Origin of the sequence: Snodgrassella sp. CS2 (assembly GCF_050310315.1) — a bacterium.
Classification (GTDB): Bacteria; Pseudomonadota; Gammaproteobacteria; order Burkholderiales; family Neisseriaceae; genus Snodgrassella; species Snodgrassella alvi_E.
The window spans coordinates 103,409-128,150 of sequence record NZ_JBNPBA010000004.1 but is presented as its reverse complement, the minus strand read 5'-3'; the positions used below and the strand labels follow the sequence as shown (position 1 = coordinate 128,150).

The window sequence follows — 24,742 nt, the reverse complement described above, 5'->3', positions numbered from 1 at the left end:
AAACCACCGGCATACCTGCCACTGCTGCCAAGCCAATGAATACGCAACACTTTTCCGTTTTGCTCTCACTGTATGCACAGGAACAGCCACACTGGCTCAGTGCCTGTTTTGACAGCCTGTGCACGCAGAGCATACAGGCAGAAGAAATCATCGTCGTACTCGACGGCCCCATCGGCAGCAACCTGCAAGAGATACTTAGCCAATACCAAACCCGCCTGCCCCTGCACATCATCCCGCTGCCTCAGCATGTTGGCCTTGGCCATGCCCTCAATGCCGGCCTCGAACACTGCCGGCATGAATGGATTATGCGCATGGATACGGACGACATCTGTGCACCCGAGCGCTTTGCCCGCCAGTGGGCGTACATACAACAGCACCCCGATATTGCCTTCTTCAGCGGCCAGATAGCAGAATTCAATACCACCCCTGAACACACCAGCACCGTGCGGCAGGTACCCCTTAGCAACAATGCCATCAGACACTATGCCCAATGGCGAAACCCCATTAACCACATGGCTGTTGCCTACCGCAAAAGCGCCGTACTTGCCGTAGGCGGCTACCAGCACCACCAGTGGATGGAAGACTACAACCTGTGGCTGCGCTTGCTTGCCGCCGGCTATCAGGCTGCCAACCTACCTGAAACCCTCGTTTACGCCCGTGCTGGCCACAACATGCATGCACGCCGGCGCGGACTGAGCTACCTCAGCAGCGAATGGCAACTGCTGCGCCTTAAACGCCGCCTCCGCAGCCAGCCCCTGCTGCCAGCACTCAGCTGTTTTGCCCTGCGCGGCAGTAGCCGCCTATTGCCCACCAGCATGCTCACCCACCTCTACCAACATTTGCGCCTGAATAAATAAACCCACTATCATGCGAAGTTTACTTTCCTATAAAAGCCGCCTCTTTTTCGGTTCCCTGCTGGTCATGCTACTCCCTCTGGCCATCATGGAGCCCATCAAAGGCTTCTCACAAGGTCGAGCCGCCTTCATCACCAGCATCATCCTTGCCGGTATCGCCCACCTACTCAACACAAAATCTCTGTCCGTATTCAGCAACTTTCCCGGCCGCAAATCCGCCGTTATCGCCCTGCCACATACTTTCTTCTGGTTTTTCGGCATGTGGATGGCAGCCAAATTCTTCAACCTGCCTTACACCGTATGGTTCCTATTCATGGCCGGCTGCCTATCCCTCTTCCTGTGCATCGCCTACATCTACTACCGCAACAAATTTATCACCACCTATGCCTATTTACCCTACGGCCGCGCTATTAACGCAGATCAGCTACCCAACGTTAATTGGATCAAACTTACCAGCCCAGACCTCCCCGTAGCCACAAATATCAACGGCATCGTAGCCGACTTGCACGAACCCGAGCTTGACCACCATTGGCAAAAATTTCTCGCCAGCCAGACCCTCGCCGGCATGCCCGTATACAATATTCGCCAAGTAGAAGAATTCCTTACCGGCCGCGTTAAAATTCATCATCTGTACGAAAACGATCTAGGTTCACTCCTACCCTCACCAACCTATGTACTGATAAAACGCTTAGCCGATATCCTACTTATTCTTTTGTCTTGTCCCATTACCTTACCAGTAATGCTTGTCACAGCCATCGCCATCAAACTTGAAAGCCCGGGTAGCGTTCTCTTTCGGCAAAACCGTGTCGGCCGCGGTGGCCATGAATTCTGCATATACAAATTCCGCAGCATGTGCAGCGATTCCGAAAAAAATGGTGCCCAGATGGCACAACTAGGCGATAGCCGCGTTACCCGCATCGGCCATATCATCCGCAAAACCCGCATCGACGAATTGCCCCAGTTCTGGAACATTCTCAAAGGCGACATGAGCCTCATCGGCCCCCGTCCCGAACAAAAAATATTTGTCGACCGGTTTATTCAAGAAATTCCCTTTTACGACTACCGCCACATCGTCAAACCTGGCATCTCCGGCTGGGCTCAGGTCACACAGGGCTATGCCGCCGACACCGAACAAACCCAAATAAAAATCGAGCATGATTTTTACTACATCAAACACTTTTCCTTTTCACTCGACATTCTTATCTTCTTTAAAACCCTCAAAACCATGCTCACCGGCTTCGGAGCACGCTGATCAAACAAAATATAAAAATGCTATCCATCAACTTTATAATCTAGATAATCAAAATTAAGAAAATTAATTTTTATCACCAGAAGGAAACAAAAAATGTTTAAACCTAATAGCGTTATTGTTTATGTCAAAGATGTCGATACTAGTACAGAATTTTACACAAAAATACTAGGGCGTCCTCCTATCAATACTTATCCTGGCTTCGCTGTATTTTTATTGAATGATAATTTTATTTTAGGGCTACAAGAGGCTGATAAAATAACGCCAAAGGCACCCAATCATTACGGTGGTTTTGAATTGTCATTTAATGATGTAACAAAAAATGATGTAGATGAGATTTATTCGACATGGAAAGAATTAAACGTCAATATTGAACTTGAACCACAAATGCTCGATTTCGGATACACATTTGTAGGAAATGATCCAGATGGTCATCGACTTCGTGTTTGCGCTACCGACACTTCAAAGTTTGAATAAAAAATATCTTAAGAAATTAAAACAATGGGGGATTCATTATGTAGCCATTATTTATGATGAATCCATTTGATTAAAAAAGTATAGTTGATTACAGGAGCATCTCATGGCTTGGGTTGCGCTTGGGCAAAATCTGCTCTGGCTCAAGGTGATTTGGTAATCGGTGTTGCAAAAAATATTAATAATTTAGATGTACTAAAACAAGAATATTTCTCAAATTTCATTTCAGTTCAGATGGGTGTTATTAGTGAAGCATCAAGTAAAAGAAGGCATTAAATTACATAAAAGAATCGATGTAGTGAATTGGTAGCATTCCAGCTCAGAAGTAAAATAGTGCAATTTGTTTGCAAACAGGCATAACTCAACAGACCAAAAACAAATTAAATACAAAAAGCATAAAATAAAGCTAAAACCTATTTTTATATAATGATCCGTATAATCAATTGATACATAAAATCATATAATTACACAATTATCAATTTTTGATTGCTTGTATAGTATTAATTTTAAAATAAAATACCAAATATCGAATACTGAACCAGAAAAAAAGAATTTTTTTATTAAAAATAATAATATACAAAAATTATTAAAAAAATTTAGCAATTAAATTAAAACAAATTTATTTTGGAGAAATTATGTATGACATAGCTATAGTTGGATTTGGGGCGACTGGAGTTAGTTTAATCAAGCAGATATAAGATGAAATATATTCTCTTAATCTAGATAAACCTAAAATTGCTATAATGAACCCTTTAAATAGCTTTGCCACAGGCCACGCTTTTGGCGATGCTGACAGCATTCATAAAGTTAACACCATTCCTCATTTATTGCCAGTTTCATCCTATGAACCTGACAGCTTTTATCACTGGTTGAAAAAAAATAAAATTATTACAGATAACTACCCAGCCAGACTACAATTTTCTCGGTTTCTATCCCAGCTTTATCATCAAATGAATTCCGCTGATACACTTCACATTACAGAATTTCATAGCTCAGCTACCTCCATAGCCAAAGCAAAAGATAAATTTGTTATTGAAGATAGCAACCATCAAATTATACATTCAAAAACAGTCGTAATGTGCCTAGGTGCCAAGTCTTCAGATAATTTTCCACAATTTTCTACCCAAAAAGGATTTATCCGTCATTTTAAAGAATATGACGATACTGACGGTAAAATCCTGATTGCTGGCAGTAGCCTAACAGCAATAGATGCTTTTAGATATGCTTATAGTAAGGGAAATCAAGATATTAACTTATTTTCAAGAAAAGGTTATTTACCTACCTGCATAAGCAGCAGCAACCAATATCACCCTGTATATTTAACTTGGCAAAATATCATAATAAACAGTAAAAAATCTGGAGATATACTGAACACATTCATACATCTACTGAATAAAGAGATGGGTCAATTAAAAGTAGTAGGAGAATTCAGACAAGCCATGAATCTTTTACAAAAGGGGAAACATCAAGACTATTTTGAATTTTTACTGCAACGTGCCCAAGAAGCGAATCTTCCTTGTCAGGATATACTGGTTAGCACAAGACCCTATATGCATAAAATCTGGGCTTTGATGAATATCAAACAAAAACAGAAATTTATAAACACTTTAGGATCAATTTGGGCAGCATGGCGCCATCCTGTTCCACAAAAGGTATTCGAAGAAATACATGAAGCTATCATAAATAACAGATTAAAATTTCATAAACTGATATCCGCTCCTACATTTAAAAAAAATAAATATATAATTTCAACGAAAAAAGGCACAATCAGCTCAGGAACATTCTGGGATGCTACTGGTGGCGGAAATAATCTTACTCTTATGAAAGATAGCTTATTAAGCTCTCTCAAAGAAAAAAATCTTATTGAACCTTGTCAAAGTGGTGGCATCAACATAAATGTCTCTACTATGGAATGCATCGTTAACAATCAAGCCGTAAAGGGGCTATATAATCTAGGCCCATTAAATAAAGGATGTTTGTTTTCAACTAACGCCTATTGGTTTAATACCCAATGTGCGAATATTGTAGCGAAAAATATAATTCGACAGCTTTCATTAGCGGAACAAAAGGAAAACATATGAACTTTTTCCTACCACTAATTTACTTGCTATGTGGTTTGATCGCAGGGAAAACAAGCTTTGATTTCAAACCACTACTTTCAAAGCTACTGACCAAATTCATTATCCCTATTGTCATCATCTATAATATAGCCACTAACTTTAGCAGTATGAGTGTCGTGCTTGTCACCACTATCATTGTGATGACTTTGATGCTATTGCTAGGAAAAATAATTAAAATCAACCCTGTTGATAATCTATGCTTCACTTACCTAAATATTGGCTGGCTGGGTCTACCCATAGCCGCCTCCCTTTTCGGTAATCAGGCCGCCACTATTTTTATTTCTGCCTATATCGGCAGTTCCATTATTGGCAACTCACTTGGTGCATGGCTACTTACAGGTATCAGATTTAATATACGCAAACTAATTCAAATGCCTCCTGTAATTGCGCTAATAATTGGAATAATTCTTTTACCATATAGCAGACAGATTGATTTAGAATTCAAGTTTATCTATAACATAGCTAAATTTTTAATGAGTTTTTTGGGTATGGCTGTACTTGGCATGTGGTTAGCCAAAGCCAAAATTACCTTAAAAGATCTACGTACCACTCTTTTTTTATTCCTAAAAAAAGTCGCCGGTTATTGTGGAATCATAACCATCTTGCTGGCCTTTGCTCATCTATTCAAACAAAATCTTATTTTGCAAAACAGTCTAGCACTTTATTTGTTTTGCTTACTTCCCCCTGCGGCAAATATCATCGTATTAGAAACTCATTATTTAGGCACCGGCCGCTCAGTTAAGCCCATCTCCTGTGGAACCTGTATTAGTGTCATAGCTATTAGTATTTATTCTTTATGCATAATAATCATTAAACATATTACCTAATCAACTAAAGCAACCAACAGCTATCTGCGTTTGGATCTGAACTTTAAAAGCCTAATAATGATATATTAATAATTAACTTGCTTATTCAATTTTCTTGTATCTTTCACGTATCCCTTTAACACAATCAGGCTATAATTAAAAGTTACTTATACATGAATTGAGGATTTATGTATAAACACTATTGGATAAGTTGTATCTCTTTAATATTAATTAATTTTATTATTTTTTTCCATTATTACGGATAATTTATGGCCATTTTGGTAACAGGTGGTGCTGGTTTTATTGGCTCTCACACTACAGTTCAGTTGTTAAATGCCGGCCACGATGTGGTTATTATTGATAATTTGTGCAACGCTTCAAGTGTAGTTTTAGAGCGTATCAAAGAGATTACTGGCAAGGAAGTCACGTTTTATCAGGGGGATATTCGTGATCGTGGTTTGCTGCAACAGATCTTTGCTCAGCACAGAATTGAAAATGTTCTGCATTTCGCCGGTCTGAAAGCGGTGGGCGAAAGTGTGCGCGAGCCTCTGAAATATTATGATAATAATGTCAGCGGCAGTTTGATTCTGGCAGAAGAAATGGCTAAAGCTGGTGTATTTAATCTGGTATTCAGCTCTTCGGCTACGGTTTACGGTACGCCAGCTACTGTACCTATTGATGAATGTGCAGCTACCGGCGGCACAACTAACCCTTATGGTACGTCGAAGTATATGGTGGAACGGATGCTGATGGATATTCAGGCAGCCGATGCACGCTGGAGTGTGACGCTACTGCGTTATTTTAATCCGGTGGGTGCGCATGAATCGGGACTGATGGGTGAAGACCCGAACGGAATTCCGAATAATCTATTGCCTTATATCTGTCAGGTAGCGGTGGGTAAGCTGGCTCAGTTGTCGGTATTTGGTGACGATTATGAGACAGCGGATGGCACAGGAGTGCGCGATTACATTCATGTGATGGATCTGGCTGATGGCCATTTATCTGCTATGCAGGCTACTGCAAATCGCTCCGGTGTACATATTTACAATCTGGGTACAGGTCAGGGCTATTCGGTGCTGGAGATTGTGCGTGCTTTTGAAGCAGCCAGTGGACAAAAAATCCCTTATCAGATTGTACCACGTCGCGCGGGTGATATTGCTGTATGTTTTGCCAACCCTGAGCGTGCGGCGCAGGAGCTGGGCTGGCAGGCACAGCGTGATCTTGCCTGTATGATGGCGGATGCATGGCGCTGGCAACAGCAAAATCCGCAAGGCTATGGGGCTGATGCTGTAGCTTGAATACCTAAACTATGTTTAAAGCACCAGACCCACTGATTATGCAGTGGGTCTGGTGTTTTCGGTTTTTGAGTTTTGATGCAAAATTTAACGCTAATCGCTAAGCCGCTCCTGAGATAAAGTTGAAAGATGCTTGAGGTCTTTACCGGTTAACTATTGCTAACTAACTGGTGATGCTTATTATAATATAATGAGAATTATTATCAATAACAATTTTTGTTTTTACATATTGTTTTTGTATCATGGGCATAAAATGCTGCTTGTGTTTGAGGGTGGTAGCTGGCATTTACCCAGACACTTCTTGTTTTCGGTATAATTGCCCACAGTTATTTTGTGTTTAAACCCTTTCTCTGTTTGTGCTTTTTGTCACAATTCTATCTGTTATCACACATGCCTATTTCTACTCCAACCGCTCAACTTGTACATCAACAGTTACTGGCCGATAACGAGCTGGCTGTTGCTGACTTTACTCATGCGCTGTCTTTGATGAGCGCACATCATATTGATTATGCCGATATTTACTGTCAACGCAGTACTTATGAAAGCTGGCATTTGGAAGAAGGCATGGTGAAGTCGGGCAGTTTTCAGATTGAGCAGGGTGTAGGGGTACGTGCAGTCAGCGGAGAAAAAACGGCGTTTGCTTATGCGGATAATCTAAACGTGCAGGCGTTAACCGATGCGGCGCAGGCGGTACGGGCAATTGGTCAGGCTGGCCAGCAACGCTCAGTTGGTTTACAAACGCGAAATCTGGCCAAGCCGCTGTACGGAATGGCTAATCCGATGCTGAGCTTGGATGCGGCTGCGAAAGTGGCTTTATTGCAGCGGGTAGAAACGCTGGCTAAAGCTGCGGATCCGCGCATTGTGCAGGTAATGGCTGGTCTGGTATGTGAACATGAGCTGATTTATCTGGCACGGCTGGATGGCCGGATACACACTGACGTCCGTCCGCTGGTGCGTTTGTCGGTTACAGTGATTGCGAAGCAGGGTGAACGGCGTGAACAAGGCAGTAGCGGTGGAGGTGGCCGCTTTGATCTGGGCTATTTCGATGAGGCCAAAGTTAAAGAGTATGTGGATATTGCTGTGGCACAGGCGCTGACCAATCTGGAAGCACGGCCGGCTCCAGCCGGATCGATGACGGTGATATTGGGCAACGGCTGGCCGGGTGTGCTGCTGCATGAGGCAGTTGGACATGGTCTGGAAGGTGATTTTAACCGCAAGGGCACCAGTGCCTTTGCTGGCCGTCTGGGTGAGCGGGTAGCGGCCAAAGGCGTAACGGTGGTGGATCAGGGTAATATAGCTGAGCGCCGTGGTTCGCTGAATATAGATGATGAAGGCAATGCCACCCAGCGCACGGTGCTGATTGAAGATGGTATTTTATGTGGCTATTTACAGGATGAAACCAATGCTCGTCTGATGGGTGTACCGGTTACCGGTAATGGGCGCCGTGAAAACTATGCTTCGGCACCGATGCCGCGCATGACCAATACTTATATGGAAAATGGTGTGCTTAATCCAGAAGAAATTCTTGCTTCTGTGGATAAAGGTTTGTATGCGGTGAATTTTGGCGGTGGGCAAGTTGATATTACCAGTGGCAAATTTGTTTTCAGTGCTTCAGAAGCTTGGTGGGTTGAAAATGGTAAGCTGCAGTATCCGGTAAAGGGCGCCACTATTATCGGCAGTGGACCTGAAGTTTTGAAACATGTGAGTATGATTGGTAATGACAGCCGTTTAGACAGTGGTGTAGGTGTGTGCGGTAAAGACGGACAGAGTGTGCCGGTAGGGGTGGGACAACCAACGCTACGCATTGATGCCGGACTAACTGTGGGCGGCAGCCAGACCTGAACGGAGTAAAACTGGTAAATCATAGCGGGCACCATTTGGTGCCCATTTTTGTTTTTAGCAGGCTGTAGTGTAGTTTTATAATGGATTACGTGTAAATTCTTTTAGCAACAGAGTGCTCAGATTTTCATGGCGGTTGTTGAAGCGGAATTCACACTCTTTCAGGTGTAAATAATATTTATCTACATTTATTCCGTTGAACATCGCTAGCCGCCGTGTCACAAAAGACCAGAAGGCAGCAATCTGATGGATTTTTTCCTCATGCGCCAACAGGCTTTCATCGCTATGATGCAGGCGGGCTCGTTTATTTTCTTCAACGTCAATCAGCATATCATACGGATACCAACTGCGTGCAGGCTGCACGGTACGAATATCTCGCTTACCTCGAATTACCTCCTGTAGCATTAGACGATATCGTTCGGGGATAATTTCTACATGGACTTTGTCATTACGCCACAATAGTCCACACACGAAATTTTTATCCGCGATGCCGTCGTGGTTGTCACTGAACGGTTGAATGTAATCATCAGTGATAGTCATGTCAAAATCTACAGGCGAATCCATAGCTGTGAGCAACACGATGCGGCTGCGCAGTTTATACATCAGTTTATTGACACTAATTCGGCTCACGTCACTTAACTGAGCAATCTTTGATGCAGGTAAATCTTCTACAAACAAGCGTATAATATGGCGAAATTTTGCCTCATTTATGTGAGCATGATAGTAATATTTGTTAAATACTTTCATAATACTACTTTACCATATTATTTATTTAACCTAAGTTACCCTGTGAGCGACAACATGCGTATTAACCGTATCATTAAATCGAATCTAAGTCTAATTAAACCTTTGATAATGTGTGTAATTTTAAGCCTAAACTTTAGTTCTGTTATGGCGCAGGAGGCTTCCTCTGAGATGGCACCGCAGGCCCGTATCCGCCTGTACGGGCAAAACCAAAAACCCACCAATATGAGATACAGCTATGAGGGGCACTTGGTGAAAGAAACAGCTGGCGGCAATCTGAGCGGAGCTTTTACCTCTTTTTTGCACATAGCCCGAAACAGCAGTATTGGTATCCCTGCAACGTCTACGATAGAAACGATGAAACAGCATAATCATAATCTGTCTAAGCTGTTTTATCGCGAATTCACGATTCCGGCCAATATACCGATAACCATTTCTAATGCTTATATGGGTCTGACTACCGTCAATGATACTCATCAAAACGGATCCGTTATTTATAACGAGCCGTCCTGCCAGAGTAATAAATTAACATTTGTAGCCAAACCTGGTCATGATTATGAGGCGATTGCATCTTCTGCTTCGGCACAATGTGGTGTAACGCTGTTGGAGGTACATGCAGATGGTTCGACTACGCCATTGGTAAATGTACAGGCTGGTGGCAATTGATTTTTATCAAGTGCTGACTGAATAGTTTTTCATCCTGCTGGTATTCCAGCCGGCAGGAACATAGTGCGTTAACATAAACATATCAGCTAAAACAAAACAGCTGGTATTTATATGTTTGAGATGAGTTGAGCCGATTACTTTAGTGTGGTTAAAGGAGAAGATACGATATCTGTTTTTAGTGGATGCGGTAACCAATATCGCTGGATTATGCCGGCATCTTAATATGATTGAGTTAATTTTTCTTTTTTATTGGCTAAACAGAATTATTTGCAGCTATGATTTTTCTGGTCTGACAAAAAGATTATGCTCAGACCGCAAGAATTTTTTTCCGGCAGTTGAGTTTGCTTCAAGACAAAATGGCAATCACTGCGACAGATTTACTACCATCAAATATAGAAATAAAAAAGTGGTATGTCCGCCTGATTTGTGGTCAGGCAAGCATACCACTTACTTATCTGTAACGCTTAGTTAGATTCTACTGCAGCCTGTACATCGCTGTAAGGAGCGGCTTTGGTACCAGAATCTGTGGTTGCACAAGCAGACAGTAACAGAGCAGCTAAAACTGCACTCAATCCCAATAATTTTTTCATCATTGTGTCCTTTATGGTTGGTTTGAAAAGCTGTTTTATTAATCTAGCTTAACTTTATTAATATAACAATTACTCTAGGTAAATTTTTCACTTTCAAACTGCATAATATATCCATTTTACGACACTATTGGCTTAACCTGCTAAATTGTTCGTATTCCAACAAAATTTACTTGACCTATAAATTTAATGACTGGTATGAGACGTTTCCACGCCGCCTTTGAGTTGGCCGTAAACTTCTGTATGGCTGCTATTACCTCCGTCAGCAGCACAACCTGCCAGTAAAAATGTACAGCACAACAGGCTTAAAGACAGAATTTTTTTCATGTTAGCTTCCTTATTCAATATGCTTTATATTCTGGGTTGATTGGTGATTCTGCATCAATCTGACATAATGCGCAGCAGAATATTTTAGAAATTCGCGTTCTTTTTCAGTTAAAGGGCGGATCTGCTGTACGGGAGAACCCATGTACAGATAGCCACTGGCCAGACGTTTGCGTGGTGGCACTAGACTGCCAGCGCCAATCATCACCTCATCTTCGATTACGGCATCATCTAGTACGATAGAACTAATTCCTACTAGCACGCGGTTGCCTATGGTGCAGCCATGCAAATTTACATGATGACCGATAGTGACATCTTCACCCATCCGTAACGGTGAGCCTTCAGGCTTGTCTGCGCTTTTATGGCTTACATGCAGCATACAGTGATCCTGAATATTGCTCCGAGCACCTATCTGCATACTGTTTACGTCGGCACGTATCACCGCAAACGGCCACACGGATACCTGTTCGTGCAAAATCACATTGCCGATAACCACTGCTGTATCGTCGATAAAGCAATCTGGCGCAATTTGTGGTTGCGTATCTAAATAAGAACGAATATTGTTTTTCATGTTTTTGACCTTATCCTGTTGCATTATGCAACAGTGTTTATAGCAGAAGATAAACAGCAGCTCCTGCCTTTTCCACCCGATTTACCTGAAAAACCGCAAATTTACAGGTATTTTTCTCAAGAGAATACTATGTCTGAAAATGTTTTGTTGAATCTGGACAGCGAACCGCGATTTGATGCCATTCGTGCCGCTGATATCGAACCGGCTATGACTGAAGCCATGCTTCAGGCCAATGAAGCCATTAAAAAGCTGAAAGCACAACCCGAAGTAAACTGGAATAATACGGTAGAAGCGCTGACCAATATTACCGAACGTGCCGGCCGTATCTGGGGAGTGATTGCCCATTTAAACAGTGTGGCTGATACACCTGAGCTACGTGATGCCTATAATAGCCTGATGCCGAAAGTAAGTGAGTTTTTTACCGCCATCAGTCAGGATATTGATTTATACGAACGCTTTAAGAGTATTAAGGCCAGTGATGAATATGCTCATTTGAGTGCCGCTCAGCAAACCAAGCTGAATCACGATTTACGGGATTTTGTACTGAGCGGTGCGGAACTGCCGGCAGCGGAACAAGCTGAATTTGCCGCTTTACAGGCAGAGGGCGCTCAGCTTTCCGCTACTTTCAGCCAGAATGTACTGGATGCTACAGATGCTTTTGCTTTGTATTTTGCCAATGGTGAGGAGCTAGCAGGTAAAGAGAATACTTCTAGTGGTTGCAGCAGTAAGGCTGATTTTGCTCGCGACAGTGAAATTAGCGGTCTGACGGAAGAAGCGCTGGCCATGTTTGCTGCTGCGGCAGAAGCCGAAGGTAAAACTGGCTATAAAATCGGCCTGCAGATGCCGCACTATCTGGCTGTGATGCAATATGCACATAATCGCGAGCTGCGACGGCAGCTTTATCATGCTTATTCTACCCGTGCCAGCGAATTAGGTGAGGCTAAATGGGACAATACAGCTAATATTAACCGTATCCTTGAAATAGCCACTCGTGAAGCACACTTATTGGGCTTCCAGAATTATGCTGAGCTGTCTTTAGCCACCAAAATGGCTGATACGCCACAACAGGTGCTGGCCTTTTTACAGGATCTGGCTAGCCGCGCCAGACCATTTGCTGAGAAAGATCTGGCCGAAGTGAAAGCATATGCGCATGAGCATCTGGGATTGGATGAGTTACAACCATGGGATGTAACCTACGCCAGCGAAAAGCTGCGGCAGGCCAAATATGCTTTCAGCCAAACAGAAGTGAAAAAATATTTCCCGGCAGACCGCGTGCTGGCTGGTCTGTTTGCACAGATTGATAAGCTGTATGGGGTGCATTTTATTGAAAAACAGGTTCCGGTATGGCATCCCGATGTTCGTTATTTTGAGCTAGAACAGGGTGGCGCCATTATCGGCGGGGTATACATGGATCTGTATGCACGTGCCGGCAAACGTGGCGGCGCATGGATGAATGATTATCGCGGCCGCCGCCGATTCACTGATGGTCATTATGCCGGCCAGCTTCAAACACCGATCGCTTATTTGGTGTGCAATTTTACTCCGCCTGTAGCTGGTAATACTGCGCGTCTGAGCCACGAAGAAATTCTGACATTGTTTCACGAAACTGGCCATGGCTTGCACCATTTGCTGACTCAGGTGGATGAATTGGGCGTATCCGGTATCAACGGTGTGGAGTGGGATGCGGTGGAAATGCCGAGCCAGTTTATGGAAAATTTTGTGTGGGAATACGATGTACTGGCTGGCATGAGCAGCCATCAGGACACTGGTGCCATCCTGCCTGTAGAACTGTACGACAAAATGCTGGCTGCTAAAAATTTCCAAACTGGACTGTTTATTTTGCGCCAGATGGAGTTTGCACTGTTTGATATGGAAATTTACAGCCAGCCTGGCTGTGACTGGCAGCAAACATTGCGGGATGTACGTCGCAAGGTTGCGGTGATGCCGCAACCAGACTTTAACCGCTTTGCCCATTCTTTCAGCCATATATTTGCCGGAGGCTATTCTGCTGGTTACTATAGCTATAGCTGGGCAGAAGTTCTATCGGCTGATATCTATGCGGCCTTTGAAGAAGAAGCTGATGCGTCTGCTACCGGTAAACGCTTCTGGCATGAGATTCTTGCCGTAGGCGGCTCACGCCCTGCCATGGAATCGTTCAAAGCTTTCCGTGGCCGCGAACCCAGTATTGATGCATTGCTACGCCATTGTGGCTTGGACGAAGCTGTCTGAATTTTATTGAAATATAGAAAACGCGGTGCTTGTACCGCGTTTTCTATATTTGATTGTTTTTTCTTGTTGCAAATAAAATTCATTTCATCTATCAAGCACCGCTTCGCAATCATAACCGGGGGGTAGATGCTTGAACTCATCTTTACTGGATGGCTTGGATTTATACTGAAACTCCCGAAGTTTTTTGATATCCAGACGAGTTGTTAATATACAAGCATTTTCTCCTCCCTTTACAAACAATAAGGTTTTATTTTCTGTTTTGGTTGGTCGTAAAACACATGAACCACCATACTGAGAGGTATTGGCCTGAACTGTATAACAATGCAAGTCTCTTACAGCTGATTCAAGAATGTGCTGATAATAATTGGTATCTTTATTCCATACACATGCTATTAATAAATCAATTTCTGATTTGAATAACACTCTGTGAGTAATATCAGAAAGCTCAAAGCAGTTATAAGTGGCAAAAGATACACCTCGCCAAGATACTTTATGGTAAAAAACATCTTGATAAGATTTTCTTTTAGGCACTTCGAGACGCAAACTATCAATCATTTCCATTTCAGCGGGTGCATAATGATTTTTTATACGCGCGGTAACCACACAAGATTTATATTTTTCTGAATTTTTAAAAGGAAGAGCTTCGATAATTAGGTTATAAGCACATTTTTCAATAACCCAGTGCTCTAGACCAAATATTAAACCGATTTGATGCCTTCGGGCAAAAGCGACCATAAATGGCAGCCAGCTTACGGGGATGGCAACTTCAGGCAGCACCAGAAGATCAGCTTTTTCTTTTAAAGCAGAATTCAGAATAAAGTATAGATCTTCCTGCCGCTGAAAAGTTATATTGTTTTTTTGGTCTTTTCGAATAGCCGAATTGATGTCTGCTTCATTTACTTTCAGATTAGCTATGACCAAAGTTAATGTATTGTCTTTATTTTGGGCGTACGTATCTTTTATGATCAAGCTATATTTATTAATACTTTCTTTTTTTTCATCTATTTTTTTGAAAGCTATTGCTGTTGATTGTTCATTATTATTCTTGTTTTCATTATATCCCTCAATAGTTTTTTCGATCCAATCATAGAGTGTATTTTTTGAAATTTGTTTCTTTAAATCAAATAACTGCCATTCATCAGGATGAATAAACCGTGGAGAATATTCAACTTTATCACGATTCAACTCAATATCAGCATCATCTAGATAACTATTTTCGTCAGTCAGATCCTGATTAGTGTCGGTATAGTTAATTAATGGCCAGGCTACAAGATGATGACGGATTAGATTCGCCTGACGAAACTGTATAGCAAAATTTGAAATTTCTTTACAGTGTTTTTTTTCTAAATCTTCTAGATTGGTTAATCCCAAACTAATCGCTAATGCGATATTGCTGAAACTTTCTAAATCATTGTGAATTTTAGTTTCGATTTTAGTTTCGATTTCAGTTTCAGTTTCGATTTCAGTTTCGATTTCAGTTTCAGTTTCGATTTCAGTTTCGATTTCAGTTTCGATTTCAGTTTCGATTTCGGTTTCGATTTCGATTTCGGTTTCGGTTTCGGTTTCGGTTTCGGTTTCGGTTTCGGTTTTAATTTTATTTGAATCTTTTTTACTATATTTTATTTTTTCAATTTCTTTATTTATATATAAATGGAAATAATTAATAAAGGACTGACATTTTAATATAATTGCATATTGGAATATTTTTTCCCATAATCTAAAAAACTGTAATGCATTCTTTCCTTTGAAAAAAAGTTTAATTTGATTTAAAACCATGAACTTATCATCAATCTTACAAAGACGATGCGCAGTAATATGGCTGGCAAGATATTTAGCCAGCTCGGTTTCATTTTCTGCAATGCCAACTATACTGCGTAATTTATTGGCAGATCCTTCATAGAGCACATCATAAGCGAAATGTTCAAGCTCTTTATGGATATGTTCACTGGGCAAAAATTTAAATGCACTGCTTCTTTCATCCAACTCTTTTTTAAATATATCTAATGCAGCTCGGCTGTGTGTTTTATCATAAAATTGTAGGATTAGCTTATCTTTTTGAATGGGAAGATAATTATCTTTTATTTTTATAGAATATCGATTTTGTTCGTTGTCTTTTGCTTCTTCATGAATCAAAATCTTTCCAAAATATTTTTTGATAAATGCGTCAATGGGATCTGAATCATTATGGGTTGAATCATTATGGATTGATGCATTTTTGATTACGATGAGTATATCGTCAACATATCTTCCGTAATATATTGGGTTAACAGTTTTACTAATTTCTCTATCAAAATCAGATAAATACCAATTACCAATTATTGCAGAAGAGGCGAGACCAATCGGCAGTAACTGTTTTTGACTTGAATCATCATGTGTTATTTGCAGGTAAGCAGATATTTTTTCGCGGTAAGCAGCATATATTTGCCCGATTGTGTTATTTAACTTAGTTGCCAATATTGATAAATCACTACCCTTTTTATAAAATTTTTCAATACGACCATTAATATCATTAATATCTAGATTAATTTGATAAAAATAAGAAGTTAAATCTAATGAAAGTAGGGCTACATCATCTTTGTTTTCAGACAGGTCTTTTGCAATCTGAATGGACTGATCACGCCAGCGATTATATTGTTTGATAAAATATTTAAAAAGAACTTTTTCGTTATGGCTGCCTTGATTTTTCGCAAACCTCAAAGCAGATGCAGACATGCGGTTACCATAATTATCTTTACTAATTTCTGCTTCCAGTACTGGCCCCACATACAAACACCAGAGCGTATCAATTATATGTAAGGCGATAGGAGCATCAATCAAATAATTAATTTTTGTTACTACATATGACTCTTTTTCTTTTACATTACTGATAAATAAACCTTCTTGGGGTTTTTTATTATCACAATCCACGAAATCTACTTGCTTTGGCAATATATGAAAATCAATCTGTTCAAGCCAGTTGTTCAATTGGGTTGTATCATTGTGTGTTAAATAGTTAACAATTTCTTCAAACTTTTTCTCTAATTTTATTTGATTTTTTATTTGATTGTCGGTCTCAAATTCGGCAATCTTCTGTTTTAAAAATAGATTTAAATTGTCATAATATATATAATTTTTTAAATATAAATAAGCCTGCTTAATGATTTTGTTATCTATTTCCACTTATATGACCCCTATACAATTCCTGGTAATTGAACAATAAGAAAGCACGTTTTATGGTGACTATCTAAGATAGCTTTTTTCTGTTTGCAATAATTATATTTTGAAATTTCCCTTTATTCATAATAATTTGAATTGATCTGAGTATTGTAGTTTTCATTTACAAATTCTGGATGTTTATTTTACTGGTTGAACTATCTCCAATATAAAATTCAATGATGCAAAATAACTAACTTTTTTCATTAAAAATTTAATTCTATTCCTGATGTAAAGTAATGGGAATACTATTGTTAGGATATATAAAAAGCTGGCTGTTTCGATTAACAGCCAGCTTTTTTCTTGCCAGAAAGCTTATTCCTCATCCTCAATCAATGCATCTACAAATGCTTTGGCGTCAAACGGGCGTAAATCGTCGATGCCTTCGCCTACACCGATGAAGCGTACTGGTATCGGGCGTTTGGCGGCCAGTGCGGCGAGGATACCGCCTTTTGCGGTGCCATCCAGTTTAGAAACGATCAGGCCGGTTAAGCCAAGGGCATCGTCGAAAGCGACTACTTGATTGATAGCGTTCTGGCCGACGTTGGCATCGAGTACCAGCATGACTTCGTGTGGTGCTTCGGGTAATGATTTTTGCAACACGCGTTTTACTTTTTTGATTTCTTCCATCAGATGCAGCTGGGTTGGCAAGCGGCCAGCGGTATCAGCCAGTACGATATCGATGCCTCGTGCTTTGGCTGCTTCAAGGGCATCGAAGCAGACGGCAGCAGAATCACCGGATTCCTGCGCAATTACGGTTACGTTATTGCGCTCACCCCATTGCTGTAATTGCTCGCGCGCAGCTGCGCGGAATGTGTCGCCTGCGGCCAAGAGGACGCTTTTACCCTGACTTTGAAAATATTTGGCCAGTTTGCCGATACTGGTGGTTTTGCCTGCTCCGTTTACACCAGCCATCATGATAACAAAAGGTTTTTTATCAGCAGGTATGGACAAAGGCTGCTGAAGTGGCTGCAGTAATTCATATAAGGCTTCTTTCAGGGCGCTGCGCAGTTCGTTTCCGTTTTTCAATCCTTTCAGGGTAACGCGCTGGCGTACCTGTGCCAGTAGTTTTTCGGTGGCTTCGATACCCATATCACTGGTGAGCAATACTGTTTCCAGCTCTTCGTACAGGTCTTCATCGATTTTGCCGCCACCAAATACAGACGCCAGCGATTTGGCCATCTGGTTGCGCGATTTGCTTAGACCCTGTTTGAGCCGTGCTGCCCAGCCCAGTCGAGCTGGTTTGTCTGTTTCGCTAGGTATTTCTGTGGTTTCTACTGGAATCACTATGGTGTTTTCGCTGGCCGGAGCCTGAACAACTTCTGATTCCGTGCTGGTAGCAATGGCGGCCGGTTCATCTACAGCAGCCGGTACGATGATGTCTTCTGTTGTTTCGGTAGCTGTAGATTCGGAGACGGCTACATTCGCTGTGTGCTCTTCTACGCTTTGGTGAGTAGCAGCCGGTTCAGGCTGAGTATGAGTTTCAGCCGCTGTATCGGGTTGCTCTACTGATTCCGGCTGCGCGGGGTTAACGCTGGCTTGTTCTTGCTCTGACTCTGTATTTTTTTTTCTTTTAAAAAATCCAAACATGGGTTATTCCTGATGCTAGGTGAACCAAAGTTCTGTAAAAGCTTGTCTTTGGTAATGAATATATGGGTGCTATTGTAGCTTAGAGCCGCTGGTTTGATAATGTGTTATGGTATTTAGACCTGTTTATACGGCCGGTTTGGTTTGCCGGTATTTGAGTTTTCTCAGTCACGAAGGTTTTTTTCTACTTATGTTGTTGGCAGGTTCAACCATGCTGGCAGACAGTAGTGCCGAAGCGGTCTATAAACGGATGGATTTTCCTTCCGCCATGCTAATGAAAGCACTGTGCATTTCTGAAATAGCTGCTGACGTTAGTTTTTATTCGCATTTGTTCACTGGTTGCAATTGGTAGTGATGTTCCGGATTACTGTTACGAGTATTGATGCAGTTATGAATGCTGTTATTGCCGCGTTACTGCAATAATTCTGACCAGCTTTCCGGTTTTTGCCAGTTTACACGATGGATGTTGGTTGCATTGCGGTTGTAGGGCTGATCATAAATCCAGTGCTGCCATTGTGGCTGCAGGCTGCCGCTTATCATGGGTTTGTCATCAATGAGGATATCGCCGCGAATCCATGTTTTGTCTTTGGCTAAAATGATGCGGTTTAGCCATTCATCACCTAAGTAGCGGGCGACCCAGTCAAATTTTTCGGATACGCAGTAATGATAGTCATCGATAGGTGAGGTGCAGATGCGTACGTCGTGTCCTGCTTCTAGTAAGCGTCTGGCCGCCTGAATACCCTGATTCATGGGTGGCAGGGAGGCAAAAAAACCCTTACTGCTGTAAATCTGTGTCAGCTGTTGGTGATACTGTGGCGCCATGTCTTCACGCAGGTAGAAATGTCGGCGTTCTGGCAGGGGTAGGGGCTGCTGGTAGGTTAGCTGCCAGCGCTGTCTTACACCCTGCTCAAAATCAGCCAGAACTCCATCCTGATCAAGTAAAATCAATTTGGCTGCCATACGATTTCCTGTAGTGGGGTCTGCGATTATCAGAGTAATGTTTATAACATGTTTTTTAACGCAAGTCGTACACCTTCACTGATGTCGGTACCGGCTGGTATGTCTTTGCAGGCGCTGCGGGCTTCTTTATCGGTATAGCCTAAGGCTAGCAAAGTGTTAATTATGTCTTCGTTTGCGGTGGCAGCTTCGGCAGCATACAAACCTAGGCTATCGCCACTGGCAGCTAATTTGCCGCGTAGCTCAAGTACGAGACGCTCGGCTGTTTTTTTACCAATTCCGGGAGCAGCGGTCAGGCGTTTGATGTCTTCGCTGGCGATAGCGGCCGCCAGTTCATCACTGCTGAGGCTGGAGAGGATGCCCAGCGCGCTTTTGGCTCCGATGCCGCTTACTTTGATAAGTGCACGGAACGTTTCGCGTTCTTCGCGAGAGCCAAAGCCAAACAGCAGATGGGCGTCTTCCCGTATCACCAGCTGGGTGTAGAGCGCCGTTTCTTCTCCGACTGCGGGTAGGTTGTAAAAGGTTTGCATGGACACCTGAGCCTCGTAACCCACGCCATGTACGTCCAGTACCACTATCGGTGGATTTTTTTCTAGCACGATACCGCGTAAACGACTAATCATTATGTTCCTTTCCTGACGCGGGACAAACAAAAGCCCGTGCATAATACCACGGGCTTGTGTCTGAGTTTGTAGCTGAGTTTACAGTGTGGTCAGCATGGATTTTCTGGCTTCATCAGCACGTTGTTGTTGCTGGAAAGGACCCATACGGACAACGTAGCTGTTTTTCACTTTCACCAGTTTGGCCTGCTGTGCGCTGCCAGCAGCCTGCAGATGCTGTGTGGTTGCTTTCAGATACTGCTGTGCCAGCTCTTTGTTGGCAAATTTCTGTAAATCAACATAAATGTTGCCACCACTGCCGGCTGGTTGCAGGCTTTCGCCGGGCAGTACCTGTTCTACGCGTACCTGTGCTGTGCCGGCACGGACGAAACCCAGTTTCTGCGCCGCAGCGTAAGATAAGTCCATGACACGGTTTGCGTGGAAGGGACCACGATCGTTTACTCTCACGACGACTGTCTTACCGTTTGAGAGATTGGTTACCCGGGCATAGCTGGGAATAGGCAGAGTGGGGTGGGCTGCTGTCAGCATCTGGCTGTCAAACCGCTCTCCAGATGAGGTGCGGCGCCCATGAAAATTCTGACCATAGTAGGAGGCTCGGCCTACCTGACTGAAACTGGCCACTTTTTGTAACGGGTAATATCGTTTGCCCGCTACCTGATAGCTAAGGTTAGCTGTTTTATGCAGATGCTCTGCTGGTGCTACTGTAAGATTAGATAGAGATTTTTTAGCATGATAAACCGGCGCTGACAGATGAGCGGTCTGCTTGGCACTGGCCATGCTTAACCCCAGTATCATGACAACGCTAACAAATAATACTTTAATCCTGATCAAACCATATTTCCGTTTCTGTGAGTAAAAGACGCAAACACCAGACATGCAGATTTTGTTGTCCACGACAACACGTCAGTCTGGTAAAACTGTATTTATACTAAGACAGCAAAAAACAGCGGCAGCCACTAAAAAGTGGCAGGAGAGGCAGTAACCTCATTTGGCAGGAACTGACACTGGCTGCAGTTTCATACAGCACATTGGCGGGTTCCAAAAGTTGCTTACTAATCGGCAAAAAGCCGAAATGGTAACGCAGTTAATAATTGAATCAGTAATTTATCAGGGCGACACTATGCCAAACAAGCCTTTGTCTGTCAAAGATTTTTTCAATCCGGATGAGCCAGCGACCAAACAAAAACCTGTGCGGCACCCGATTTTTTAAGGGTTTGCGATAGTTCGGCAATTGTTGTGCCGGTGGTCACAACATCGTCAATTAACAACAGGTTACGTTTTTTTACGGGCTGCTTCAAGTGAAATACACCACGTACATTACGCTGACGGGCTGATTTTTTCAACGTAGACTGCGGCGGCCGGTGGGAGCGATCAATGCAGTACGGTGGCAGCAGCGGTAACTCGTAATGGCGGGCAATGCTGGCAGCAAGCAGCTGGCTTTGATTAAAGCCGCGCTTAAACAGCCGCTGACGGCTTAAGGGCATGGCCAGCACTGCGTCTATTTGTGCGGTTTCCAGCCACTGTGGCGGCCGTGCCAGCATCAATGCGGCCAAGGTATCGAGCAGGGCAAGCTGGCGCTGATGTTTGTACGCGCTGAGTATTTGTCGGAGTGGAGTGGCATAGCGGTAACTGGCATAGAGGCGAGCAAACGGCCAATGCTGCCCGCATTGCCCACAAGTTCCCGCTGTCAGATTGCCGGAATGGCATTGCAAACAGATATCACGTTCTGGGCGCTGAAGGCTGCTTATGTCCTGCCAGCACGGATGGCACAAGCCTGAGCCATCATCATAATCGTGGCATAATAAACAGTGCGGCCTGCCGATACAGGCGTGCCAGAATGAAGTAAGTAATGAAACTATTCCCATGATCACACCTTCTCAAACTTTACTGATACACGGCTGGGGTGCCAATCATCATATTTTCGACCCTTTTCTGGCCAACCTGCCGCTGCCAAATCAAATGCATATACTTACACCGGATCTACCCGGCCATGGCAGTGCGCCGTTTGATGGCACTTTTGATATAAATACTATTGCCGACCAACTAGCGGCACAGTTATCTGAACCGGCTCATGTTCTTGGTTGGTCGCTGGGAGGTATGGTGGCCATCAGTCTGGCCGCACGTTATCCAGACAGGGTTGCCACGCTGTGTCTAACAGCCAGTCTGGCTAAATTACTGGCCAGCAGTGACTACCCGCAAGGCCTGCAAAAGATTAGTCTGCATCAGATGGCAGACAAATTCAGGATAGATTATCCCAAATACATGCAACAGTTTCTACAGTTGCAGATGTTGTATGCGGATACGGGGATACAAACCGGCATGCAGCATCTGCTGCCGGCCATTTGCCAGTACGGAGCACCGGTTGCTCTTAACGCGGCTTTGCATGCGTTAGAACAGGCAGATTTACGCCCGCTACTCAATAGCTTACACTGTCCGGTAATGCTGGTTTACGGTGGGCGCGATACCATTACACCGCCACGCATGGGCGAATATCTGCATCAGCAACTGCCACAGAGTGATTGGCATCTGCTGCCGCAGGCTGCTCATACACCGTTTTTAAGCCATCCTGATGAATTTGCCCGTGTACTGGGTCGGTTTTGGGAACAATACACATGACAACTCTGCCACACCAGCCAGACTGGTTTCTGCATGCACATCTGGCCGCGACGCTAGACGAACGCCTGAGTATTCTGAAACAGCCACCGCAGCACATTTTGCTGGCCGCCGCTGATGGCAATGAAAGCTACCGCTTACTTAAAATGCGTTATCTACAAGCTTGTTTCCATGAATATGATAGTCGCAGCTGCTATCTTCAGGCAGCACAGGCGATTCGAAAAGCCAAACAGAGCTGGTGGCAGAAGCTCAATAGCAGTCTGCCGGAACAGATCGCATCCGACCGGCTGCCGGATAATCAGGCGGCGGATATGGTATGGAGTAATCTTGGTCTGATTCATCAGCCAGATGCAGTAGCGGTGATTGAAAACTGGGCTGGTGCTTTGCGCCCTGACGGTTTGCTGTTTTTTAGCCACTTTGGGCCGGATACATTAAAAGAAGTCCTGACACTGTGGCGCGCTGCGGGTATAGTGGTCAGCGCGCCGAGGCTACTCGATATGCACGACCTTGGCGACATGCTGTATCAGCACGGTTTTTATGATCCGGTGATGGATATGAATATGCTTACGCTGCAATATACTAAGCCAGAACGCTTTATCGAAGATATGCGCACAGCCGGTCTGTGGCAGAGTCTGAAATTTGACAACGAAATTGAGGCTGTACGTATTCTGGCACAGGCGTGGCAGAATGAAGATATACAGAATGTCACGCTGGAACTGGTGTACGGACATGGTGTGAAAAAACAGATTCTTCCGGAGAACGTTGCACCGATACAGTTTTATCCATCGTCTTCCACTCACTCTTCCCAACCTTAATATAAAAATATAAATATGAAATTTACTGTATTGCTGCGTACCTGTGCTGTGATTATTTCGGTTTTCTGTAGTCTTTCTGCTTGTAAAAGCACTACTCCTGTCACCCCAACGCCGGCAACCAAGCCGCGTGCGGTTATCGGGCTGGCACTTGGTGGCGGGGTTTCCAAAGGGTTTGCGCATATCGGGGTGATAAAAGTTTTACAGGAAAACCATATTCCGATACGGGTGGTGACTGGCACCAGTGCTGGCGCGCTGGTAGGCAGTATGTACGCCTCTGGTATGAGCCCCGACCGGCTGGAGCTGGAAGCAGAAATTCTAAATAAAACCGATCTGGTGGATCCGGTGCTGTCTACTTCCGGCTTTATCAAGGGGCAGAAACTACAGGATTACATCAATGCGAAGGTAAAGAATAAACCGATTCAGCAATTTCCTATCCGCTTTGGTGCTGTGGCCACTGAATTCGGTACAGGCCGCATGGCAGTGTTCAACAATGGCAATGCCGGACAGGCTGTACGCGCCTCGGCAAGCATTCCAAATATTTTTCAGCCAACGGTAATTGGCAATAAACGTTTTGTGGACGGTGGTTTGGTAGCACCAGTGCCGGTCACCGCCGCCCGACAACTTGGTGCCAATGTGGTCATTGCGGTGGATATTTCCGCCAAACCGGCGCGCCTGACCAGTGAAGGCTTTTTTTCTTATTTAGACCAGAGCCTGAATATCATGAGCGCTTCGGCACTGAACAGCGAGCTAAGTAAAGCGCAGGTGGTTATCCGGCCACAGGTACAGAAGCTGGGTACTGTTGGCGGCTTCGACCAGAAAACGCAGGCTATTCAGCTGGGTGAGCAAGCAGCGCGTGCCGCTTTACCACAAATTCGCGCGGTTCTGGCCAAATATCAGGTTAACTAAGCGCTCTGTGCCCGTGTAATCGGATGCAGGCTGCCGCTGTGGCAGTCTGCGTTTTTATTCTGGTTAATCTTGTTAAAAATAATGCAATCCATGATAGTGGCAATTTAATGATTATTAACTAAAATAATAAATAATGTTTTATTCATATGCCATGAACAACATGAGCTAATTCACAATATTAGCGTTAACTGTAAACTGAATGATTTTTAGGCAATCAAGAATTTCATTATTAAAAAATGATAAAAAGATATTTACACGGTTTGTATTTAGTATAAGCAGGAAACCATCTGTGTG

General features: G+C 43.4%; 23 protein-coding genes. 13 read left to right on the top strand and 10 right to left on the bottom strand.

All coding sequences use genetic code 11. From position 1 onward, the window contains the following. Positions 1-35 precede the first annotated feature (35 nt). From ACQP6D_RS07250 to tldD, 8 genes are all read left to right on the top strand, one after another. Entirely contained in the window at positions 36-857 is an 822-nt protein-coding gene (locus tag ACQP6D_RS07250; protein ID WP_427857805.1) for a glycosyltransferase, read from the top strand. Positions 858-867: 10 nt separating this feature from the next. Then, a complete protein-coding gene (locus tag ACQP6D_RS07245; RefSeq protein WP_100141067.1) occupies positions 868-2,106 on the top strand; it encodes an exopolysaccharide biosynthesis polyprenyl glycosylphosphotransferase in 1,239 nt (412 codons plus the stop codon). 93 nt (positions 2,107-2,199) lie between these two features. Further along, positions 2,200-2,580 carry a VOC family protein gene (locus ACQP6D_RS07240; protein WP_367431829.1) on the top strand — a complete coding sequence of 127 codons (381 nt, stop codon included), beginning with the start codon at positions 2,200-2,202 and terminating at the stop codon, positions 2,578-2,580. Positions 2,581-2,664: 84 nt separating this feature from the next. Continuing rightward, positions 2,665-2,853 (top strand): hypothetical protein, encoded by a 189-nt coding sequence (locus ACQP6D_RS07235; RefSeq protein ID WP_427857804.1) that lies wholly within the window; start codon positions 2,665-2,667, stop codon positions 2,851-2,853. Positions 2,854-3,281: 428 nt separating this feature from the next. Further along, positions 3,282-4,658: an FAD/NAD(P)-binding protein gene (locus tag ACQP6D_RS07230; protein WP_427857890.1), complete on the top strand. Its 1,377-nt coding sequence runs from the start codon at positions 3,282-3,284 to the stop codon at positions 4,656-4,658. After that, positions 4,655-5,524 carry a permease gene (locus tag ACQP6D_RS07225; protein WP_100141065.1) on the top strand — a complete coding sequence of 290 codons (870 nt, stop codon included), beginning with the start codon at positions 4,655-4,657 and terminating at the stop codon, positions 5,522-5,524. Before ACQP6D_RS07230 ends, ACQP6D_RS07225 begins: the two co-directional genes overlap by 4 nt. A gap of 248 nt (positions 5,525-5,772) precedes the next feature. Further along, entirely contained in the window at positions 5,773-6,801 is a 1,029-nt protein-coding gene (gene galE / locus ACQP6D_RS07220) for a UDP-glucose 4-epimerase GalE (RefSeq protein ID WP_367419226.1), read from the top strand. A 387-nt stretch (positions 6,802-7,188) separates the two neighbouring features. After that, on the top strand, positions 7,189-8,640 hold the full coding sequence (gene tldD / locus ACQP6D_RS07215; RefSeq protein WP_267403951.1) for a metalloprotease TldD: 1,452 nt from the start codon (positions 7,189-7,191) through the stop codon (positions 8,638-8,640). A 75-nt stretch (positions 8,641-8,715) separates the two neighbouring features. On the opposite strand, the gene ACQP6D_RS07210 is transcribed toward tldD, so the two are convergent. Beyond that, positions 8,716-9,384: an IS1595 family transposase gene (locus ACQP6D_RS07210; protein ID WP_100156625.1), complete on the bottom strand. Its 669-nt coding sequence runs from the start codon at positions 9,382-9,384 to the stop codon at positions 8,716-8,718. Between the two features lie 168 nt (positions 9,385-9,552). Between ACQP6D_RS07210 and ACQP6D_RS07205 the strand changes: the two genes are divergently transcribed. Next, a complete protein-coding gene (locus ACQP6D_RS07205) occupies positions 9,553-10,047 on the top strand; it encodes a hypothetical protein (protein ID WP_144340436.1) in 495 nt (164 codons plus the stop codon). A gap of 464 nt (positions 10,048-10,511) precedes the next feature. Here the strand turns inward: ACQP6D_RS07205 and ACQP6D_RS07200 are convergent, their stop codons facing one another. The 3 genes from ACQP6D_RS07200 to ACQP6D_RS07190 all read right to left on the bottom strand — a co-directional run bounded on the left by ACQP6D_RS07200 (position 10,512) and on the right by ACQP6D_RS07190 (position 11,529). Further along, positions 10,512-10,637 (bottom strand): hypothetical protein, encoded by a 126-nt coding sequence (locus ACQP6D_RS07200; protein ID WP_257377984.1) that lies wholly within the window; start codon positions 10,635-10,637, stop codon positions 10,512-10,514. Between the two features lie 183 nt (positions 10,638-10,820). Further along, positions 10,821-10,961 carry a hypothetical protein gene (locus ACQP6D_RS07195; protein WP_180297426.1) on the bottom strand — a complete coding sequence of 47 codons (141 nt, stop codon included), beginning with the start codon at positions 10,959-10,961 and terminating at the stop codon, positions 10,821-10,823. Positions 10,962-10,971: 10 nt separating this feature from the next. Then, positions 10,972-11,529, bottom strand: coding sequence for a gamma carbonic anhydrase family protein (locus tag ACQP6D_RS07190; protein ID WP_427857803.1), 558 nt, complete (start codon positions 11,527-11,529; stop codon positions 10,972-10,974). Between the two features lie 129 nt (positions 11,530-11,658). On the opposite strand from ACQP6D_RS07190, the gene ACQP6D_RS07185 reads away from it, so the two are divergent. Then, positions 11,659-13,758 (top strand): M3 family metallopeptidase, encoded by a 2,100-nt coding sequence (locus ACQP6D_RS07185; RefSeq protein ID WP_427857802.1) that lies wholly within the window; start codon positions 11,659-11,661, stop codon positions 13,756-13,758. 84 nt (positions 13,759-13,842) lie between these two features. Here the strand turns inward: ACQP6D_RS07185 and ACQP6D_RS07180 are convergent, their stop codons facing one another. The 6 genes from ACQP6D_RS07180 to ACQP6D_RS07155 all read right to left on the bottom strand — a co-directional run bounded on the left by ACQP6D_RS07180 (position 13,843) and on the right by ACQP6D_RS07155 (position 21,979). Continuing rightward, positions 13,843-16,917: a reverse transcriptase domain-containing protein gene (locus ACQP6D_RS07180; RefSeq protein ID WP_427857801.1), complete on the bottom strand. Its 3,075-nt coding sequence runs from the start codon at positions 16,915-16,917 to the stop codon at positions 13,843-13,845. Between the two features lie 348 nt (positions 16,918-17,265). Further along, positions 17,266-18,540 carry a signal recognition particle-docking protein FtsY gene (ftsY, locus tag ACQP6D_RS07175; protein ID WP_427857800.1) on the bottom strand — a complete coding sequence of 425 codons (1,275 nt, stop codon included), beginning with the start codon at positions 18,538-18,540 and terminating at the stop codon, positions 17,266-17,268. 408 nt (positions 18,541-18,948) lie between these two features. Continuing rightward, complete coding sequence (locus ACQP6D_RS07170; RefSeq protein ID WP_370388727.1) at positions 18,949-19,497, bottom strand: 5' nucleotidase, NT5C type; 549 nt, start codon at positions 19,495-19,497, stop codon at positions 18,949-18,951. A 41-nt stretch (positions 19,498-19,538) separates the two neighbouring features. Next, positions 19,539-20,117, bottom strand: a complete 579-nt coding sequence (gene ruvA, locus ACQP6D_RS07165; protein ID WP_370389508.1) for a Holliday junction branch migration protein RuvA — start codon at positions 20,115-20,117, stop codon at positions 19,539-19,541. A gap of 78 nt (positions 20,118-20,195) precedes the next feature. Further along, a complete protein-coding gene (locus tag ACQP6D_RS07160; RefSeq protein ID WP_323811353.1) occupies positions 20,196-20,891 on the bottom strand; it encodes a septal ring lytic transglycosylase RlpA family protein in 696 nt (231 codons plus the stop codon). A 377-nt stretch (positions 20,892-21,268) separates the two neighbouring features. Beyond that, positions 21,269-21,979: a ComF family protein gene (locus tag ACQP6D_RS07155; protein ID WP_427857799.1), complete on the bottom strand. Its 711-nt coding sequence runs from the start codon at positions 21,977-21,979 to the stop codon at positions 21,269-21,271. Between ACQP6D_RS07155 and bioH the strand changes: the two genes are divergently transcribed. From bioH to ACQP6D_RS07140, 3 genes are read left to right on the top strand one after another with little or no spacing between them, the layout of a single operon-like run. Continuing rightward, entirely contained in the window at positions 21,978-22,730 is a 753-nt protein-coding gene (bioH, locus tag ACQP6D_RS07150; protein ID WP_427857798.1) for a pimeloyl-ACP methyl ester esterase BioH, read from the top strand. The genes ACQP6D_RS07155 and bioH overlap by 2 nt on opposite strands. Continuing rightward, positions 22,727-23,542, top strand: a complete 816-nt coding sequence (locus ACQP6D_RS07145) for a class I SAM-dependent methyltransferase (protein ID WP_427857797.1) — start codon at positions 22,727-22,729, stop codon at positions 23,540-23,542. Before bioH ends, ACQP6D_RS07145 begins: the two co-directional genes overlap by 4 nt. A 15-nt stretch (positions 23,543-23,557) precedes the next feature. Beyond that, entirely contained in the window at positions 23,558-24,448 is an 891-nt protein-coding gene (locus tag ACQP6D_RS07140) for a patatin-like phospholipase family protein (protein ID WP_427857796.1), read from the top strand. Positions 24,449-24,742: the final 294 nt, after the last annotated feature.

Excerpts from the sequence above, each read along its gene's own strand:
- ACQP6D_RS07250 (WP_427857805.1), top strand. The coding sequence starts at position 36 with ATGAATACGCAACACTTTTCCGTTTTGCTCTCACTGTATGCACAGGAA.
- ACQP6D_RS07245 (WP_100141067.1), top strand. The coding sequence starts at position 868 with ATGCGAAGTTTACTTTCCTATAAAAGCCGCCTCTTTTTCGGTTCCCTG.
- ACQP6D_RS07240 (WP_367431829.1), top strand. The coding sequence starts at position 2,200 with ATGTTTAAACCTAATAGCGTTATTGTTTATGTCAAAGATGTCGATACT.
- ACQP6D_RS07225 (WP_100141065.1), top strand. The coding sequence starts at position 4,655 with ATGAACTTTTTCCTACCACTAATTTACTTGCTATGTGGTTTGATCGCA.
- galE (WP_367419226.1), top strand. The coding sequence starts at position 5,773 with ATGGCCATTTTGGTAACAGGTGGTGCTGGTTTTATTGGCTCTCACACT.
- tldD (WP_267403951.1), top strand. The coding sequence starts at position 7,189 with ATGCCTATTTCTACTCCAACCGCTCAACTTGTACATCAACAGTTACTG.
- ACQP6D_RS07210 (WP_100156625.1), bottom strand. The coding sequence starts at position 9,384 with ATGAAAGTATTTAACAAATATTACTATCATGCTCACATAAATGAGGCA.
- ACQP6D_RS07205 (WP_144340436.1), top strand. The coding sequence starts at position 9,553 with ATGGCACCGCAGGCCCGTATCCGCCTGTACGGGCAAAACCAAAAACCC.
- ACQP6D_RS07200 (WP_257377984.1), bottom strand. The coding sequence starts at position 10,637 with ATGAAAAAATTATTGGGATTGAGTGCAGTTTTAGCTGCTCTGTTACTG.
- ACQP6D_RS07195 (WP_180297426.1), bottom strand. The coding sequence starts at position 10,961 with ATGAAAAAAATTCTGTCTTTAAGCCTGTTGTGCTGTACATTTTTACTG.
- ACQP6D_RS07190 (WP_427857803.1), bottom strand. The coding sequence starts at position 11,529 with ATGAAAAACAATATTCGTTCTTATTTAGATACGCAACCACAAATTGCG.
- ACQP6D_RS07185 (WP_427857802.1), top strand. The coding sequence starts at position 11,659 with ATGTCTGAAAATGTTTTGTTGAATCTGGACAGCGAACCGCGATTTGAT.
- ftsY (WP_427857800.1), bottom strand. The coding sequence starts at position 18,540 with ATGTTTGGATTTTTTAAAAGAAAAAAAAATACAGAGTCAGAGCAAGAA.
- ACQP6D_RS07170 (WP_370388727.1), bottom strand. The coding sequence starts at position 19,497 with ATGGCAGCCAAATTGATTTTACTTGATCAGGATGGAGTTCTGGCTGAT.
- ruvA (WP_370389508.1), bottom strand. The coding sequence starts at position 20,117 with ATGATTAGTCGTTTACGCGGTATCGTGCTAGAAAAAAATCCACCGATA.
- ACQP6D_RS07160 (WP_323811353.1), bottom strand. The coding sequence starts at position 20,891 with ATGGCCAGTGCCAAGCAGACCGCTCATCTGTCAGCGCCGGTTTATCAT.
- bioH (WP_427857798.1), top strand. The coding sequence starts at position 21,978 with ATGATCACACCTTCTCAAACTTTACTGATACACGGCTGGGGTGCCAAT.
- ACQP6D_RS07155 (WP_427857799.1), bottom strand. The coding sequence starts at position 21,979 with ATGGGAATAGTTTCATTACTTACTTCATTCTGGCACGCCTGTATCGGC.
- ACQP6D_RS07145 (WP_427857797.1), top strand. The coding sequence starts at position 22,727 with ATGACAACTCTGCCACACCAGCCAGACTGGTTTCTGCATGCACATCTG.
- ACQP6D_RS07140 (WP_427857796.1), top strand. The coding sequence starts at position 23,558 with ATGAAATTTACTGTATTGCTGCGTACCTGTGCTGTGATTATTTCGGTT.